General features: G+C 60.7%; 12 protein-coding genes. 7 read left to right on the top strand and 5 right to left on the bottom strand.

Annotated elements, in window-relative coordinates; translation table 11 throughout:
* Nucleotides 1-95: 95 nt before the first annotated feature.
* Nucleotides 96-1,892, top strand: coding sequence for an ABC transporter transmembrane domain-containing protein (locus WKI89_RS08390; RefSeq protein ID WP_337868728.1), 1,797 nt, complete (start codon nt 96-98; stop codon nt 1,890-1,892).
* A gap of 277 nt (nt 1,893-2,169) precedes the next feature.
* Here WKI89_RS08390 and WKI89_RS08385 read toward each other — a convergent pair whose 3' ends face one another.
* The gene (locus WKI89_RS08385; RefSeq protein ID WP_337868727.1) at nt 2,170-3,396 is read right to left on the bottom strand and encodes a cysteine desulfurase; all 1,227 of its coding nucleotides are present in this window, start codon (nt 3,394-3,396) and stop codon (nt 2,170-2,172) included.
* Between the two features lie 415 nt (nt 3,397-3,811).
* Here WKI89_RS08385 and WKI89_RS08380 point away from each other — a divergent pair, with 415 nt between their 5' ends.
* Nucleotides 3,812-5,029 (top strand): class I SAM-dependent methyltransferase, encoded by a 1,218-nt coding sequence (locus WKI89_RS08380; RefSeq protein WP_337868726.1) that lies wholly within the window; start codon nt 3,812-3,814, stop codon nt 5,027-5,029.
* Nucleotides 5,030-5,274: 245 nt separating this feature from the next.
* Here the strand turns inward: WKI89_RS08380 and WKI89_RS08375 are convergent, their stop codons facing one another.
* Nucleotides 5,275-7,380: a hypothetical protein gene (locus WKI89_RS08375; protein WP_337868725.1), complete on the bottom strand. Its 2,106-nt coding sequence runs from the start codon at nt 7,378-7,380 to the stop codon at nt 5,275-5,277.
* Between the two features lie 522 nt (nt 7,381-7,902).
* Here WKI89_RS08375 and WKI89_RS08370 point away from each other — a divergent pair.
* The 5 genes from WKI89_RS08370 (at nt 7,903) to mce (ending at nt 14,623) form a co-directional block, all read left to right on the top strand.
* On the top strand, nt 7,903-8,919 hold the full coding sequence (locus tag WKI89_RS08370; protein ID WP_337868724.1) for an LptF/LptG family permease: 1,017 nt from the start codon (nt 7,903-7,905) through the stop codon (nt 8,917-8,919).
* 109 nt (nt 8,920-9,028) lie between these two features.
* Complete coding sequence (locus WKI89_RS08365) at nt 9,029-10,069, top strand: LptF/LptG family permease (protein WP_337868723.1); 1,041 nt, start codon at nt 9,029-9,031, stop codon at nt 10,067-10,069.
* Between the two features lie 137 nt (nt 10,070-10,206).
* Nucleotides 10,207-13,062 (top strand): LPS-assembly protein LptD, encoded by a 2,856-nt coding sequence (locus tag WKI89_RS08360; RefSeq protein WP_337868788.1) that lies wholly within the window; start codon nt 10,207-10,209, stop codon nt 13,060-13,062.
* Nucleotides 13,063-14,187, top strand: coding sequence for a hypothetical protein (locus WKI89_RS08355; protein ID WP_337868722.1), 1,125 nt, complete (start codon nt 13,063-13,065; stop codon nt 14,185-14,187).
* 40 nt (nt 14,188-14,227) lie between these two features.
* A complete protein-coding gene (gene mce / locus WKI89_RS08350; RefSeq protein WP_337868721.1) occupies nt 14,228-14,623 on the top strand; it encodes a methylmalonyl-CoA epimerase in 396 nt (131 codons plus the stop codon).
* 1 nt (nt 14,624) lies between these two features.
* Here mce and WKI89_RS08345 read toward each other — a convergent pair whose 3' ends face one another.
* The 3 genes from WKI89_RS08345 to WKI89_RS08335 all read right to left on the bottom strand — a co-directional run bounded on the left by WKI89_RS08345 (nt 14,625) and on the right by WKI89_RS08335 (nt 16,621).
* A complete protein-coding gene (locus tag WKI89_RS08345; protein WP_337868720.1) occupies nt 14,625-15,224 on the bottom strand; it encodes a DedA family protein in 600 nt (199 codons plus the stop codon).
* A 113-nt stretch (nt 15,225-15,337) separates the two neighbouring features.
* Nucleotides 15,338-16,039 (bottom strand): SDR family NAD(P)-dependent oxidoreductase, encoded by a 702-nt coding sequence (locus tag WKI89_RS08340; protein WP_337868719.1) that lies wholly within the window; start codon nt 16,037-16,039, stop codon nt 15,338-15,340.
* A gap of 78 nt (nt 16,040-16,117) precedes the next feature.
* The gene (locus tag WKI89_RS08335) at nt 16,118-16,621 is read right to left on the bottom strand and encodes a hypothetical protein (RefSeq protein WP_337868718.1); all 504 of its coding nucleotides are present in this window, start codon (nt 16,619-16,621) and stop codon (nt 16,118-16,120) included.
* Between the last annotated feature and the right edge of the window lie 157 nt (nt 16,622-16,778).

Here is a 16,778-nt window from a genome sequence, read left to right as displayed (position 1 = left end):
ATACTCAAGGCAGCCTCTAAGCTGGCGGGGGTATTCACCCCCGGTTCACAATCGGGCGCCCGGCAATTCATCAGACTGTAGCTAAGGTATTCTCCATGCGACCTGTACTGTCCCGCGAACCTTACAAATCCGAACCCGGCGATATCAAGCAGCTTTCTAGATTGTTGTCCTACATAGGCCCTTATCGCAGTTTGCTGGCGGTCGCCCTGGTTGCCACCACTTTTTCTTCGCTGTTGGGGCTGGTCTTCCCCAACTTTGTGGGCCGCTTGATAGACGGGGCACTCTCAGAAGCTCGCTCTGCGGCTGCTCTGGATCGGATTGCCTTGGGGCTAATTGTCATCTTTGCTCTACAGGCGGTTTTCAACTACCTCAACACCTACTTGCTGGTGCGGGTAGGGCAAGGGGTGGTCGCAGATCTACGCAAAGCTCTATTCACCCATCTTCTGACCTTACCAGTGCGGTTTTTTGAAAACCGCAAGACCGGCGAAATTACCTCGCGCCTAACCTCCGATGCCAGCACCGTGCAAAACGCCGTTTCGGGTTCGCTGGTGCAGTTTATTAACCAAGCCATCACCCTAATTGGGGGCATCGTGATTATCTTTGTTACCAGTTGGAAGCTTTCCCTGGTGATGTTGTCGGTGGTTCCCGTGGTAATTTTGTTGGCCTCGTTTGCCGGACGCAGGCTGCGCAAACTCTCCACCCAGGTGCAAGATAGGCTGGCCGAAGCCAATGCCAACGCCGAAGAGGCCATCGTGGGAGTTCGGGTGGTACAAGCCTTCACGGCAGAACAGGTGGAAACTCATCGCTATAGCCAGCGCATACTCGAGGCCCTCAAACTGGCGGTGCGGGTTGGCAGTTTGCGAGCGGCCTATTTTGGAGCAGGCATCTCGTTCGCCACCTTCACCAGCCTAGCCCTGGTGATCTGGTTTGGGGGACGGTTGGTACTGGCGGGCGAAATGACGGTGGGAGCGCTGGTATCTTTCTTGTTCTATACCTTTTTTGTGGCAATTTCGATTGCAAGTTTTACTGGTTTGTACGCTACTTTCCAAGAAACCCTGGGTGCCAGCAGGCGCATCTTTACCCTGCTGGACGAGCAGTCCGAAATCAAGGCCGAGGCTCCGAACTCAAAACTGGGAGAGGTACGAGGCCAGGTTAGCCTCGAGAATGTAAGCTTCCGCTACGGCGACCGGGGCAATACCTATGTGCTACAGGGGGTGAGCCTGCGGGCCCACCCTGGTCAGGTAGTGGCCCTGGTAGGGCCATCGGGAGCCGGCAAGAGCACGGTGGTCTCCCTCATTCCACGCTTTTACGACCCCAGCGCAGGACGTATCCTGCTCGATGGCATTAATATTCGCCAGGTAGAACCCCTGGAATTGCGGCAACACATCGCTATTGTGCCACAGGAAACCCAGCTTTTCTCGGGCACCATCGAGGAAAACATCCGCTACGGCAAACCCCAGGCTACCCAGGCGGAGGTGCTCGAGGCCGCCAAAGCTGCCAACGCCCACGAGTTCATCAGCGCTTTTCCCCAGGGCTACCAAACCCTGGTAGGTGAGCGAGGGGTCAAGCTCTCGGGTGGGCAGCGTCAGCGCATTGCCATCGCTCGAGCCCTGCTAAAAAACCCCAGGATTCTGATTCTGGACGAGGCCACCAGCTCGCTCGACTCCGAGTCGGAGGCGCTGGTGCAAGAAGCTCTCGACAAGCTTATGCAAGGCCGCACCACGTTTGTTATTGCCCACCGGCTTTCCACCGTTCGCAACGCCGATCAGATTGTGGTACTGGACAAGGGGCAGGTGGTGCAGCAGGGAACCCACGAAGAGCTGCTGGCCCAGGGGGGACTCTACAAAGACCTGTACGAGTTGCAGTTCCGCGAGGAGACCCCCCTGGCCTAGCCCATCCGACAGCGGTGCTGAGCAACACTTCATACAAAGTAACCCACAGCGCTTCCGGTTTTATCCGATACAGGGGGTGGCTGAGCTTGTCGAAGCCGACCTTCTCGGGGTACTGGTTATGTTTGATACCGTTTCCGCTTGAATCCTTCACCGTTGGACGCAGTCAGAGGTGAAGGATTCAAGCCCACCGAAGGGAGTAGAAAAGCATTTCGGTAGTATCGTTTAGGCTTGCCGAAGTGAACGATACTGCCGAAATGCGTATGAGAGCGGCTGCAACTCAAATCCAGTCCTTGAAAAAGTCGCGTACCTTCTTCAGGGCCTCGATGAAGCGATCCACGTCTTCTCTGGTGGTGTAGACGTAAAAGCTGGCCCGCACCGTGGCCGGAACCCCCAGCTTGCGGTGCAGGGGCTGGGCACAGTGGTGCCCGGCTCGCACCGCGATACCGTATTGGTCGAGGGCGGTGGCCACATCATGGGCGTGGATACCGCCCAGCACAAAGGGAATCACCCCGCTCCGGTCTTGGCCACGGGGGCCAAAGGTGCGCACTTCGGGTAGCTCTTCGTCGAGGCGCTCGAGGGCGTAGGCGGCGAGCTCGAGCTCGTGTTGCCATACGTTCGCCATACCCAGACGCTCGAGGTATTCCACCGCCGCAGCCAGCCCAATGGCCTCAGCTACCGCCGGGGTTCCGGCCTCGAAACGCTGGGGTGGCTGGGCATAGGTGGAGCGATCTACGTAAACATCACGAATCATGCTGCCGCCCCCCAAAAAAGGGGCCAGGGTTTCCAGCACCTCGTAGCGTCCCCAGAGCACCCCTATGCCGGTAGGCCCCAGCATCTTGTGCCCGGAAAACGCGTATAGATCGGCTCCCAGAGAACGGACATCTATGGGCATATGCGGCGCTGACTGCGCCCCATCCACCACCACCAGGGCCCCCACAGCTCTGGCCGCCTGGGCGATCTGGGCCACGGGGTTAACGGTTCCCAGCACATTGGATATGTGCATCACGCTCACCAGCCTGACCCGCTCGGTCAGGAGGGTACTGAGGTGCTCCAATTCCAAGCGCCCATCATCCCCAAGCGGTATGGCTTTGATTTTGGCCCCCGTGCGCTCGCAGACCAGGTGCCAGGGCACCAGGTTGGCGTGGTGCTCCATCTCAGTGAGGAGAATTTCGTCGTCGGGCCGTAGGTTGCGCAGCCCCCAGGCATAGGCCACCAGGTTGAGGGCCTCGGTGGTGTTGCGCACGAAGATAATTTCGCGCTCCTCGGCCCCAATAAAGCGGGCCAGGGTGCGGCGGGCCTGCTCGTAGGCCTCGCCGGCCTGCACCGAAAGGGTGTAGGCCCCCCGGTGCACGCTGGCATTGAGTTCCCGGTAGTAGCGGGATACCGCCTCGATGACCACTTCAGGCTTCTGGCTGGTGGCCGCCGAGTTGAGGTAGACCAGCTCGGGATGGTGCGTAAGCAGTGGAAAGTCCTGGCGGATGGCCTGGGGTGTGGCAATGGTCATGGCCTTAGGGTAGACCATTTCGGGGAAAATTTTTAGGAGAGGGGGCCCATTTTGCCCTTTCTTCGTTCAAAACCCTGCGATACGGCACTGGCTGAAAGATAAAACCCCGTGATTACGCCCAGAAGACCCTTTCCTGTAAGGGAGCAAGATTAACATCCGGGCTTGAAAAGCGAATCCATTGGGGGCAATTTTACCGCTCCAGATGGGGATATAGTCGAAATTAACAAGCCCCGATGGACACGTTATAAACTTCGTTACACCCACGTTGTACTCCTAAAGCGCCTTTGTATACCCCTTAACGAAGCGGCACAACCCCCTACCCATGCGGACAAACCCCGATAACGGGAGGATTACGGTCGAGTTCGTACCCTCTACTCAGTGGAGACCCGGCAAGGCCGGTACTCGGGTGATTCCGATGAAGAAAGTCAAGATGTGCCGCTCGTGTGGGTCGGGAGAAATCGTGCCCTTTCTGAGTTTGGGAAGGCTTCCCCTTTCCAGCATTCTGAGTAGCGATCAGCTAGCCACCCCCGAGGAGCGGCGGAGCCTCGAGGTGGGCTTTTGCAAGCGTTGTGGATTGGTTCAACTGGTCGGCGACCCCGCGGGGGAACCTGTCCCGGCCCCTGCCGGGCCTGTACAGGGGGGACTGCTCGAGCGGCTGATGCACCACTTTCGGCTGGGCACCCACCACCTGGTGTTGGCGTTGGAGGGGAGCAGCCTGGAACTGATGCGCGCTCTGATGCAGGCCGGGGTGCGGGTGGTTTATCTCGAGACCCATCCAGAGCGTAGCAAAGCGGCCTCCAACAAAGGAATACCTACCCGGCACGAACCCTTTGACCGCAGCTATGCCAACCAACTGCGTGAGGAGGGGCTACGGGCCGATGTGGTGCTGGCCAATCAGATGCTTTCGTACAGCAGCGACCTCAATGGATTGCTCGAGAGCCTCGCGGCGGTACTCAAAGACAGTGGCTCGGTGGTGATGGAACTACCTTATGTGCGGGAGTTGCTCGAGGCCCGTCAGTTCGAACACTTCACCCACCAGCAACAAAACTATTTCTCGGTCAGCGCGTTGCATGAACTGGTGCGCCGTCATGGCTTGCGGCTTCAGCAGATCGAACCGCTTTCAAACGGGTATCTGCGCTACTACCTGGGCAAAGCCCGCCAGATCGAACCGTCGGTTGGCTGGTATTTGCAGGAAGAAGAGAAGATGGGTCTGATGGAGGCCACGTATTACCTCGAGTTCGCCTCGCGTATCGCAGCGGTGCGCGAAGCCCTGGTAGCGCTGCTAACAGAACTGCGTGCCCGTGGACGCAGGGTAGCTGCGCACGGTGCCAATGCGCAGGGCATGGTCTTGCTCAACTATGTTGGGTTGGGCCGCGAAATAATTGATTTCGTGGTGGACAGCGATGCCAGCAAACACGGCCGCTATATGGCGGGGGTGCATGTTCCCATCTATAGCGTCCAGAAACTGCTCGAAGAACAACCCGACTACCTGCTCTTGCTCAGCGGCGAGCCCAGCGAGATGGCTCGCCCATACCAGGAGTATTTGAAACGCGGTGGCAAGTTTATCGTGGCCCTACCCCACCCCGACATTCTGAACGCCTCCAGCAAGCAAAAAATTCAGATTGGCACATAAGAACGTGTCTCACCCAGTATTATACCGTTTCCGCTTGAATCCTTCACCGCCCGCCGCAGTCAGAGGTGAAGGATTCAAGCCGACCGAAGGGAGTAGAAAAGCATTTCGGTAGTATCGTTTAGGCTTGCCGAGGTGAACGATACTGCCGAAATGCGTATGACAAGGTACATTTTCAGCGCCACTCCCGCGCAGAGTTGGTATAAACAGGGGGCACCGGCGTTCCGGTGCCCCTGGATTGCTTTTTGCTATTTCTTCTTCTCGCGCAGACAGAAACCCACCGCTTTGGAGCTGTGGTGACCCACCGAAGCGCTGTTGACAATCGCGCGATCCCACACGTTCACCACCATCACATAGCCGCAAGGCTGCATTCCAGCCGTGTGGAGCGACCAGGCATTGCCAGGAGCAACGGCGGTCTGGGTGGTGCCGCCTGAGGGAACCGGCTGCCCAGCAGGCGCCGCGAAGGGAAGGGTGCCCAGGCTGTAGGAACCAAAGTATTTGTCGCGGGCCACAAAGCGCCCCGTAATCGTCACCCCCTCGACAAAGTCCTTGCAGTTGCCGCCAGAGTCAATGTTGATATCAGACTCGGGCCAGGTGTTGTCGAGTTGTATGCGATGGGTCTCCTCGGCCACAATCGCCAGCTCGTTAGGGGCAGTAGCCCGTTGCAAGCGCAACTCCCACAGCGCATCACCGGCGGTATCCCACCAGGCCAGACGGTTATCAATGTCGGCGGCGTAGGCAAAGAAGCCGTTGGCGACCTCGGCATTGGTGAAGGGAATCAGGCTGGGGCTGACCAGTTTGAGGGTAGTGGTGACGTTGCTCCACGACTCCCAGGCCAGGGTATCGGGGTTCTGCCGCCGCACCTGTACCCGGTAGTACATGCCAGGATAGGTCGGCCCGGTAACCACCACCCGGCCCGCGAAGGGGCAGGGGCGGCCCAGAGCATCGGGGGCAAAGCCATTTTCGAAGGTAGCGCTGGGTAGGGTCAGACCGCTCGAGGCATCAATATCCGTCACCACAATCCCGCCGATTCGGTAGAGGTTGATGCCGGGTTGGCCAGGACGAATTACCACATGGGTATCCAGCCGGTTGCCCCAGTAGGGCACTGCATCGGGGTTGGTGGTGGAAGGAGGGGTATTCCAGGAGAGCACCGCCCGGATGCGGGAAGGTCGGGTCTTGTGGCAGTTACGCCGGTACTGGTTCAGATCTACCTTGAGGATGGCTGCATAGTGCAAGCCCCCAGCGGGAATCTTGGCGATGTCGTGCACCTTGACCTGCACCGTACCCATGTAGGTCCACTCGCAGGTGTCGTGCCAGTCGGCCCAGAAAGCCACGTATTCGGTGCTGCCCTGGCTGCACAAGTCACCCGAGTAACCGCTGGGGCGCTTGATGGTAAAAGTAGCCACCATCCACTCGCGGCCCGTGTCCAAGGCCAGGCAGTTCAGTTCTTCGTAGCTGACGTTGCCCTTGGTCTTACCCAAGGCCTCGATGGCCGCAGCCCAGTCCAGCCCCAGTTCTTTCCACACTGTCCCCTGTTGTTGTAGAAAGGAAGGGCTAACCTCTGCGGTCAGGGCCTGGTGCAGGTGCTGGACAGCAAAGCGATGCGGCTCAACGCTTGGCTTGGCTTCCTTGGCCTGGGGGCTGGGCTTGGGAGCGTAAAGCTTGACCAGGTCGGGTAGCTCGAGCGGCGGGGGATCGGGCAGTGGGATGGGCAGAATGGTTTCTTTGGCGAGTTCGGGTACGACCTTGAGCTTTTCCCAGATACTGGGCTGGATGGTGTCCAGTAAGCACCACCATTTGTTGAGGGGCTTAATCTGGATATGCTTCTCGAGCACGCTGCCCCACACCGGCCTCCAGTTTTCAGCGCCTGGGCTGTCGGGCGGCACCAGCTCCCACGATAAAATGGCCCGCACCCTGGGCAACAGGGGGGTATCACAACACCGTCGCGTGGGGTCGAGCTTCAAGCCGACCGCGTAGGTAAGGGGTTTGTCGGGGTCTTTGGCGCAATCGGTGCCGTTGGAGATGTCGTGCACCTTGAAGGCCACCGCCCCTTCATTGACCCAGCCGCTGCCATAGTCCACCCAGAAACGCACATACTCGGTGGTTCCTTGGGTGCACAGGTTGCCACCGTAGCCAAAGGGCAGCTTGATCTCGACCACGGCCTCGAGCTGGTCGAGGTCGGGGTTGTAGCCGATGCAGGTGATTTCTTCGTACTTGCTGCTGGAGAGCAGCTTGACTGCGTTGAGTTTGCTGCCTGCTTCGGAACCGAAGTAATTGGGGTTTTTTGCAATCAATTCGCGGAACTGTAAACGTTCCTTTTCAATGCGCGGCAATACTGCCTTTTCTTTTGCCATAATCTACCCCTTGAGTTGAACTCAGGTTGTGCTGAACTCAGGGCTGCCAGCAACCCGGCCCGATGTCGCAAACAACCATCTGGCCCAAGGCATGCCGGCATACAAACCTGCCATGGAGATCCCCACGCTTTGTAAAGACCTCACCCCATAAACGCAAAGCCACAGGGTCAACCCAACACAACCCCCTTTCGCTTGATCCACCCATCAAGCTGGGCCTGGAGGCCAGGGTTGGTTTACCAGCAAATGCAGTGGGAGATGCAAATGTCGAATGGCCTCGAGCAATACCCTAGCAAACCCAACGTTACGTTCCCGTTACTGTCTTTGGGTATCCCGAAACCCTTTACTGGGCATCGGCTCCTCATCCCGCATGAATAAAGGGTGAAAACCACCTTATTCATCGGCCCAGGCCCCTGCACACACTCCAGATCTCAATCAAAAATAGCCTGAAAATATCGAGATTATCGCCATAGAGGGTCAGATTGACCGCTTCTCACCCGGCAGCACCTTATACTTCGCTCTGGGATGTTGCAGCGTTATCTATTACGCGAAACGTTGTCGCTGTATCTGCTGGGCGTGCTGCTATTCGTCGGGCTGATCACCTTCGATCTGCTCTCCTCGCTCTCAGGGGCCTTCCTGCGGGCTAAAACCCCCGTGGTTGAAATTGCCCAGATGGTGGCCTACCGGGTGCCCTATACCCTGGGCATTGCGCTGCCGCTGGGTCTGGTGTTTGCCCTGCTGGTGGCGCTGGCCCGCTGGATTCGCCAGTCCGAACTCAAAGCCACCTATGCGGGCGGCGTTCCCCCGCGCACCTTCATTGGCCCGGTGGTAGCACTGGGGCTGGTGGTAGGCACCATCGTTCTATCCAATGAAGGCTGGCTCAAACCCATTGCTCAGGAGCGTTTCGAGGCTTTGCAATACAAGATTTACTACGGTTCCGAGCCCTCCGGTGTGCTCACCGAGCGCACCTACACGCCCCAGGGGTTGGGTGTGTACTATGCCCAGCGTATCTACCCACCCCCCCAGGGCGAGGTGGGTTCTCGGCTGGAGGGGATTCGGGTAGTAGAACCTGGCGGTTCTATCTGGAGCGCCGACCGGGGCATCTGGGTCAGTGGGGCTTGGCGGCTGCAAAATGCCTACCGTATAGATCCCAATGGCAAAATCTTCCAAGAAGCCGAGCACCCCCTGCCCTTTCCCATCGGCGTACAACCCAAAGCCATTTCCTATGAGGCCATGCGCATGCCCGATCTACATGCCGCAGCCAAAGCCGACCCTTCAGCACAATTCCCCCTGGCCCGGCGCTACGCCAACGCAGCCGGCACTGTGGTGCTGGCCTGGCTGGCCATTGTGATTGGCCTCTCGTTGCGTGAATCGGCCTGGGCCTTCATTGCTGTGGTGGGGCTTATTTTCGGCTACTGGACGCTCTTCACCCTTTCGGCTCAGTTTGCCCGCTTTGATCTGCTGGGCGCTTATGGGGCCTGGCTGCCCAACATCGTGTATGGTGGCTTAGCCCTGCTAGGAACCTGGAGGCTGGCCCGATGAAGGATGCGGCAACCCAGGGCAGCACCGCCCTTCGGCCTTGGTACTGGGACGCTTGCAAACCCTGTGCTCCTCTGCACCGCCTCTCCCCAATCCAGACCCGGAGGCAGCCATGAACGCCCTCGACCGCTACCTAACCAAGGAGGTGGGCGCTTATGTGCTGGGGGCGCTGGCGGTGGTGGTACTGGCCTTGCTGGGCGGCGCTTTGTACGAGGTGCTGGCCCCGCTCTTGGCCAGGGGGGCCGATCCCTGGGTGGTAAGCCAGTACCTGGCCTACCGGGTGCCCGAGGCGCTGGTGCGGGGAATGCCGCTGGCTTTCTTGTTTGCGCTCTTGCTGGTGCTCTCGCGCATGGGCGAGGAGTCCGAACTCAAGGCCATGTTGGCGGGGGGGGTTTCCAAGCTGCGCGTGCTGTTTCCACTTTTACTGCTGGGTACTTTTTTGTTTGTGGTGTGTCTGGTGGCCGCCGATAATTTGGTGCCGCGCAGTTTACAGCAGGGGCAGAATGTTTTGCGTCAGGCGGTTCTGCAAAAACCCCGGGCCTTGCTCCAGCCCGGCACCCGGCTGGTGGACGCTTATGGGCGCATCGTATATGTGGGCGAGGTCAGCGATACCGGCATCGGTAAGGTACGGGTCATCACCGCGGAGGAGATACTGGTAGCTGAAACGGGCCGCTTCGAGCAGGGTTCGCTGGTGCTCTCCGCAGGGCTACGGGTCACACATGGCGGGGCCCGACCGCGTACAGTCGCACGTTTCGAGCGGGCTACCGTCCCGCTGGTCGAGTTGTCCTTGGAGCCGCCCGGGGGTCTTTTTAGCCTCACGGTAGCCGAGTTGCGCCAGCGCATCGCCCAGTACCGCACCCAGGGACTGCCCTACCACGCCGAACTCACCGCCCTGCACCGCAAATGGGCCGAGCCCGCGGCGGTGTATTCGTTCGCTATTTTTGCGGTGGGGCTGGCCTTCTTCCTGCTGGGCGGTAGCCGCAGCCTGGGCATGCTGGGCGTGGTGGTGTTGACCTTTGTCTACTACGCCACCTGGAGCGTGGGCCGCATCATGGGTGAGCAGGGGGTGCTGCACCCCATCCTGGCAGCCTGGGGGCCTAACTTGCTTTATGCGCTGGCTGGATTGGCCCTGTTGCGACTGGGGAAGAGGTGAGTATGCGGGCGGCGGGGCTTAGGCTACACGGCGCGCTCAGCAACCGGCGCAGCCCCGCAGGGTCTCGCAACAGGAATCTAACCTGGCTGCGCCCACGCCCCCCCTCTCCCCTTCTCCCTTTTCTGCTCTTACTCTTGGTGTTTTTCGCAGCCGCCTTTGCCCAGGAAACCGAAGCACCCCAAACCGGCGGCAAAAGGCTGAAGATCCTCGAGGCCGAGCGTTTGGAGCTGCGCAACGAGGCGGGCGAGGAGTTGGTGATTCTGGTGGGCAATCCAGTCAAGATGGATCGGGACGGCGAGCGTATCGAGGCTCCGAGGGTCATTTTTAACCGCACCCGAAAGCGCCTATTGCTGATGGGGGGGGTGCGCTATCAGGATAAGCAAGGGCAGCTCATCGAGGCCGAGGAACTCGAGCTTTTCACCGACGACGAGAGCTTCGAGGCCCTGGAGGTGAAGATCGAGTCGGGCGAGTTTTTTCTGAGTGGCCCCATCTGCCAGCGGGCCGCCGGGCAGATTCTGCTGCAGGAGGGCTACCTGACCCCCTGCCAGCGCTGTGAGCAGGAGGAGGCCGACTACGCCTTCCAGGCCCGCGAGGTGGTGCTTTATCCGGGCGACCGGATCATCGCCCGGGGGGTGTGGGTCTTGCTGCGCGGGGAACGCACTTTGTACCTGCCGGTGTTGCTGCTATTTTTGAACGAGCGGCGGCCCAAGCTCGAGTTCGGCCAGAGCGACAGCGACGGGGTGTTTGTGAGTGCCGACCTGCCCTACGTTTCCGACTTTGGCATCGGCTTTACCCTGCTGCGCTATTTCGAGCGGCGGGGCTGGGGGTTTGGCTTCGACCACTTTGGCGTAGGGGCGGCCCAGGAGCGCTACCAGTTTCTGTACCTGCCCCCGCCGGCTGGGCTGGTGCTGCCCGACAGCGACCCACGCAAGGACGGGATTTTCAAGTACCGCTTGAGTTACAAGCACGAGGAGCCCGATTGGCGGTTGGAGGGGCAGGTCGTGCGCGATGACAGCTCGCAGGCCGAGCCGCGCTTTTTACAGGGGGCGGGGGGCCAGCCCGACTACACCACCTTTCTGCTCGAGGGGGCCACCCGGGCCACCCCCAGCAACCCCGAGCCCCTCTACCGCCTGACCCTGGACGGCTACATAGATCACAACCCCCTGGCCCTGCCCAACGAGCGCACCACCCCCAAACGCCTACCCGAGGCCGAGATTACTTTTCCGCGCGGCCTCGAGGGCGAGTTTCGCCTGAACGGGCGGGTTTTGCTGGGCTACTACGAAGCCCCCTCCAACCCCCTCAACCGCAGCGCCCGGCGGCTGGGGCCCTACATTGGGGCGGGCCGGCTCTGGGTGGAGCACCGCAGCAGCTACCGGCCTGCCACCCCCCCCTGGCCGGGCTTGAGCTTTAGCATCGAGAACACCTTTATCGGGCGCTACTACAGTACCCAGAACTTTGACCCCCAGGGCAACCCCACCGAGTTCGAGCGGCTCATCCGCTGGGATACCCGTGCCAGTGTGGGCCAGACCCTGGGGGCTTTTAGCGTGAACCTGAGCGTGAGCCGCAACGTGGTGGAGGGCGAGACCCCTTTCCAGTTCGACTTCGAGCGGCCCCAGCGCAACAGCCGCCTCGAGGGCTCCTTCAGCTTCAACCCCGACCCCCTTTTTTCCTTCACCGCTCGGGCCAGCCGCGACCTCGAGCGTCGCATCTTCGACCCGCCCGCCGAGTTTGCTATCACCTCGCGCCCCTTCCCCTGGCTAAACCTTACCACCAGCGTGAGCCGCGACCTCGAGCTGGGCCGCTGGAGCATTCTACGCACCGCCCTCAGCGTGGCACCCACCCCCTTTAGTCTCAATTTGAACCACGAGCGCAACATCGAGCTGGGCCTCGACCGCCTGCTCACCCTGAGCGCAGCCTACAACCCCCTGCCCTTCAACTTTTCGCTGCGCACCGCCTACCGCTACTGGGATGTGCAGGAAAAGGAAACCCGGCCCCTGGATCAAATTCCCCTGATCGCCCGCTACGACCCCCTCGAGCTTTCCGCCAGCTACAACCCCCCCGGCAACACCACCGCGCTCACCCACAGCCGCGACCTGAACAACGGGCAGGCCATCCGCACCGAGCTGAATCTGGTTGTGCAGGAAGCCCCCAACACCTTCCGCTTGCGCCAGAGCCTGACCCACCTCTACACACCCTTGCCCTCCCTCACCAACCCCAACCCCGTCCCCACCCCGGCCCTGCTGGACGGGCTGGCCCAGCTTACCCTGAGCCTGCATACCTTTGTGTTCGCCCAGACCATCGGCTTCAGCCCTGGCAGCGAGACCCGCTTCCGGCTGGGCTACCAGTACAGCGCCGACCTTTTGCAGGCCGACCTGCTGTGGAACTACCGCGAGGGGCTGCTGCGCAACCCCCGCCTGGCGGTGCGGGCGGCCGTGCGCGAACCCGATATCTTCATCAACGAGGTCTCGGCGGAATTTCACTTCCCCGAAAGCGAAAACCCCCTCACCCTCGAGGACGACACCCAGGCCTTCCTGCGCTTTTTGCGCTTTACCGGCGAGCTGGAGCTCCTCCCCGCACCGCTGCGCCCGGAAGACCCGCCCGGCCTGTCGCTGCAGGGGTTTGTGGGCCTCGAGCGCCTCTCGGACAACAGCGGGCGCTTCCGCGTGACCCTACGCGAGTTTGGCCCCACCATAAGCTTTATAGGCCAGGAAAAAACCCGCCTGTTCTACCGCATCGTCTGGAACGCCCCCGAGAGCGGCGGGACGAACCCCAGGGAGTTTTTTTTGCCCAACCTCGAGGGCACCATCCTGCGCCCCCGCTTCGACCTGATTATTGACCGCTGCTGCTGGGCCTTCCGGGCCAGCCTCGATATGCTCAAGCAGGAGTTCAAGTTTTCCTTTGCCCTGGGGGGCGAGGCCGCCGAGTTCCTGTTCAACCAGAACAGCATCGTCCTGCCCGGCGGCCTCAAACTCCCCAGCCCTGGAGGGCCTTAGATGAAGCGAGTAATCCAAACCCTCAGTCTAAGCCTGCTGCTCAGCCTCCCGGCCTGCACCGGTAGCAGCGAGGAACCCACCCGCGCCTTGCTGGCCGCGGCCATCAACAACCCCAGCAGCAATACCTACCAGATTCGCTTTTTTCAGAGCACCACACTGCAACCCGGTAGCACCGATACCCCCCGCTTGGTCGGGAGCTGGAGCCTGGACGCGCCCATCGTCACCCTGCTCTACCGCCGCAGCCTGGGGGTGGGCAACGACCAGCTCTGGGTGCTCACCCCCGACCGCCTGCGCCGCTACGTTGCCAACAACCTCACGGTGGACGATGTGGGCACCCCCCAGCTCGACGGCTTTGACCAGGCCCTGAACGTGGACTGTAGCCAGGGCTATCTGCGCCAGGGGCAGAACAACCTCCTGCTGGTCTGTCCACCCGCCCCCACCACCCCCCCGCGCCCCATCGAGGAGTACCGGGCCTGGATCATTCCCTTTACAGCCACGGCCCTCCCCACCCCCATTGACTTTTTGAATCCTAACCTGGTGCGCCTGAGCACCCCCGCCCGGCTGGCCCTGGGCTCCAACGACCAACTGCTCTACCTGACCCCCAACCAGTTCGGGCAGTACGATTTCGTCAACCCTTTCATCGAACGGCCTTTGCCTTTGAGCCTGAGCAGCTCCACCCCCACCGATCTGATTTTTGTGAACGGTCAGGCCCTGGGGCTCTTCGACGACAACGACCCCACCAGCACCGACACCACCCTGGCCGCCTGGAACCTGAGCGCCAGCGGGGAGGTGGGGCTCAGCCAGAACAGCAACATCGCCGCCCGCTCGTTTGCTCGAGGGGCTCCGCCGGTCTTCGTGCTGGGCACCGGCCTGGCCCGCTTCGAGGGCAGTTTCCAACTGCCCCGCGAGACCGAGACCGGGCTTTTGCGCACACGCCGCTACAGCACCGCCACCGTGGGAATTGACCAGTTTCTCTACCTGGCCGACCTGGACACCCCCACGCTTTTGGTCATAGACCTGACCGTGAACATCGCCAGCGCCCTCACCAGCGCGGGGGTTCGCTCCTCCTCGCTGGGCAGCTTCCAGGAGCGCATCACCAGCCTGGCTTTTATCCCGGTGGAGTAGCCCCTGTGCTAATCGGCAGTGCTTAGGGTAGTTTGGCGGTATGGAGATTCACCATATCGGCATCGCGGTACAGGATTTACAGGAGGCCGCCCAGCCCTACCTGGGCCTGGGGTATGCGCTCGAGGCCCAGGGCAGCGTGGAAAGCCAGGGGGTCGAGGTCTGGATGCTCAGGAGCGGGGGAAGCCGGCTCGAGCTCCTCCAGGCCACCCGCCCCGACTCGGCCATCGCCCGGTTCATCGAGAAGCGCGGGCCGGGCCTGCACCACATCGCCCTCGCCACCCCAAACATTCGGGCTGAGCTAGAGCGCCTGGCCGCGGAAGGCACGCCGCTAATTGACACCTCCCCCCGCCCCGGTTTTGGGGGCCACTTGGTGGCTTTTATTCATCCCAAATGGTCGGGTGGGGTACTGGTCGAGCTGGTGGAGGCCCACACCTAAGCTACCCCGTTCTACGGCCAGGCCAGCGCAGATGGCCCGCACGGTAGGCCCGCCAGGCCGCCAGGGCCACGCCAAAACCCACCCCGGCCAGCAGAATCAGGTAGACGTAGCGCTCGAGGTGCGGGATTTTCGAGCCCACGTAGTAGGCCAGCAGGGTCAGGCCCTGCGTCCAGAGCAGGCTGCCCAGCAGGCTCAGCACGAAAAAACGCGGCCAGGGCATCTTGACCGTACCGCACATAAACGGCACCACCGCCCTGAACACCGGCACATAGGGGCCAATCAGCAGCGATAGAGGGCCAAAGCGGGCCATAAAGCGCCGGGTGCGCTCTAAATCTTCGTTCTTTACCCTGGCCCTGGTCAGCAAAGCAGGCCCAATCTTGCGGCCTAGCAAATAGCCCAGGTTGTTACCCAGCACCGAGCCCAAAAACAGCGCCAGCAGAGCAATGGGCAACTGGAGTTTTTTAGCGGCTGCCAACAGCCCCACCGCTATCAGCAAGGAGTCGCCGGGCAGGAAAAACCCCACCAGCAGGCCAGTTTCCACAAATACTGTGGCAAAAATACCCAGATACCCTACGGCCTGCACATACGCGGTAACGTCCATAGGCTCCACCCTAAGGCAAAAGGGTGAGAAGCGACAAGCCAATTCGCACAGTAACTGGGGGTTACACCTGGGCTAACGGCAATACAAATTATCTACACTGTCGCAAGTTGTGCTCAACGGGGCGGGAAAATCTGCAACTCCATCACCCGGCCCCTGGGGCTGCGGCTGGCCGCATACACCAAGCTCTCGCCGATCTCGGCGGGGTCTACCCAGGCCATGGGGTCGGCCTCGGGCATCTCTTTGCGGTTGGCCGGGGTATCCACAGCCCCCATCGGATACACGATGGCTACCCGTATGGCGGTACCGGCCAGCTCGGCATCCAGCGAGCGCAGGTAGGTGGCCACGGCGGCCTTGGCAGCGGCATACAGGGCCACCCCCGGCCCCGCCCCATGCCAGGCCGCTGCCGCTGAAATTCCCGCAATAAAGCCATCTTTTTGGCCGAGTAGCTCGGGAATGATGGCCCGGGAAATGTAAAACAGGGTGCGCATGTTAAGGTCGAACATCCGGTCGTAGAGGCTGGGGTCGGCATCCTTGATGGGCGCATAGGCAAAACCACCCACCGTGTGAACCAGGCCATCCACCCGCCCCATCTGCGCCTTCACCTGCCGAATCAGCATCTCGGCATCGGGATAGTGGGTCAGATTGGCCACAAAAGCCCGCCCACCTAGTTCCTGCGCCCGCTGATGGATGGTTCCCTCGTGCGCGTCTACCAAGGCTAATTTGGCTCCGGCCTGGGTAAAGGACTTGGCAATCGCTCCAGCAATAGCGCCACCCCCGCCGGTCAAAATAAAAACTTTTCCCTCCAGCGTCTGCATGGCTCAATTATCTGCGCCAGCCCCAAAACGCCTGTCTTTAGGCTTACATTCAGCCAAAAAATCTCCCTCATTGCTGCATCAAAACCTCGGACGATCCACTCCGACCCCTATCATTTTGCTCAAAAGTTCCACCAACACCCGCGACTCTTGCTCTTGCGTGCCGCTCAAATCGGTGAGAAAATCTTCCCAAAACCACCAGTCGGGGAAATAGCTCTCGTTGACGAAGCGGCCTTCACCATAAAATCTGAACAAATCGAATTCTTTGCCGGTTCGCAAACGCAGCCCAACCCGAAAAAGCTCGCGGGTATCTCGAGCCCAGAAAAACCAACCCCCAAGTGTCCAGTCCTCGAAGCCATACGTTACGGCCTCCACCTGCTCAAAAGGAACCAGGCGGGTACGCTCTAAAAACCAGAACTGCCGGTCGTGGACCATCAGCCAGCCTTTACGCGGCTCCACCACCACCTCGCGCCTAAAGGCGCCCAGGCTTAGTATTTGCAACCTGAGCGCAGAGGTGGCCACCAGGCGCGCCCCTTGCTTGCGAATGCGCGGGCCAATGGAGAACAGGCGAAAACTGCGGTTCACTTTGCTTTCGATGCTACGACAAAATGTGAAGCAGTCGGGTCATTTTGCCCGTAGGATTGGCATATTATCCGAAATAGGGTGGCTCTCTCGAGCGCCCACGCCCGGTCAAGTGGGCAGATGTCGAAGCGGCGGTCTGCGCTCGCAGCAAAAAGAAACC

It is taken from the genome of Meiothermus sp., assembly GCF_037443965.1.
Taxonomy (GTDB): Bacteria; Deinococcota; Deinococci; order Deinococcales; family Thermaceae; genus Meiothermus.
Note: the sequence above shows the minus strand (reverse complement) of the source record. Positions and strands in the feature narration are given on the sequence as shown.

Excerpts from the sequence above, each read along its gene's own strand:
- WKI89_RS08390 (WP_337868728.1), top strand. The coding sequence starts at position 96 with ATGCGACCTGTACTGTCCCGCGAACCTTACAAATCCGAACCCGGCGAT.
- WKI89_RS08385 (WP_337868727.1), bottom strand. The coding sequence starts at position 3,396 with ATGACCATTGCCACACCCCAGGCCATCCGCCAGGACTTTCCACTGCTT.
- WKI89_RS08380 (WP_337868726.1), top strand. The coding sequence starts at position 3,812 with ATGAAGAAAGTCAAGATGTGCCGCTCGTGTGGGTCGGGAGAAATCGTG.
- WKI89_RS08375 (WP_337868725.1), bottom strand. The coding sequence starts at position 7,380 with ATGGCAAAAGAAAAGGCAGTATTGCCGCGCATTGAAAAGGAACGTTTA.
- WKI89_RS08370 (WP_337868724.1), top strand. The coding sequence starts at position 7,903 with ATGTTGCAGCGTTATCTATTACGCGAAACGTTGTCGCTGTATCTGCTG.
- WKI89_RS08365 (WP_337868723.1), top strand. The coding sequence starts at position 9,029 with ATGAACGCCCTCGACCGCTACCTAACCAAGGAGGTGGGCGCTTATGTG.
- WKI89_RS08355 (WP_337868722.1), top strand. The coding sequence starts at position 13,063 with ATGAAGCGAGTAATCCAAACCCTCAGTCTAAGCCTGCTGCTCAGCCTC.
- mce (WP_337868721.1), top strand. The coding sequence starts at position 14,228 with ATGGAGATTCACCATATCGGCATCGCGGTACAGGATTTACAGGAGGCC.
- WKI89_RS08345 (WP_337868720.1), bottom strand. The coding sequence starts at position 15,224 with ATGGACGTTACCGCGTATGTGCAGGCCGTAGGGTATCTGGGTATTTTT.
- WKI89_RS08340 (WP_337868719.1), bottom strand. The coding sequence starts at position 16,039 with ATGCAGACGCTGGAGGGAAAAGTTTTTATTTTGACCGGCGGGGGTGGC.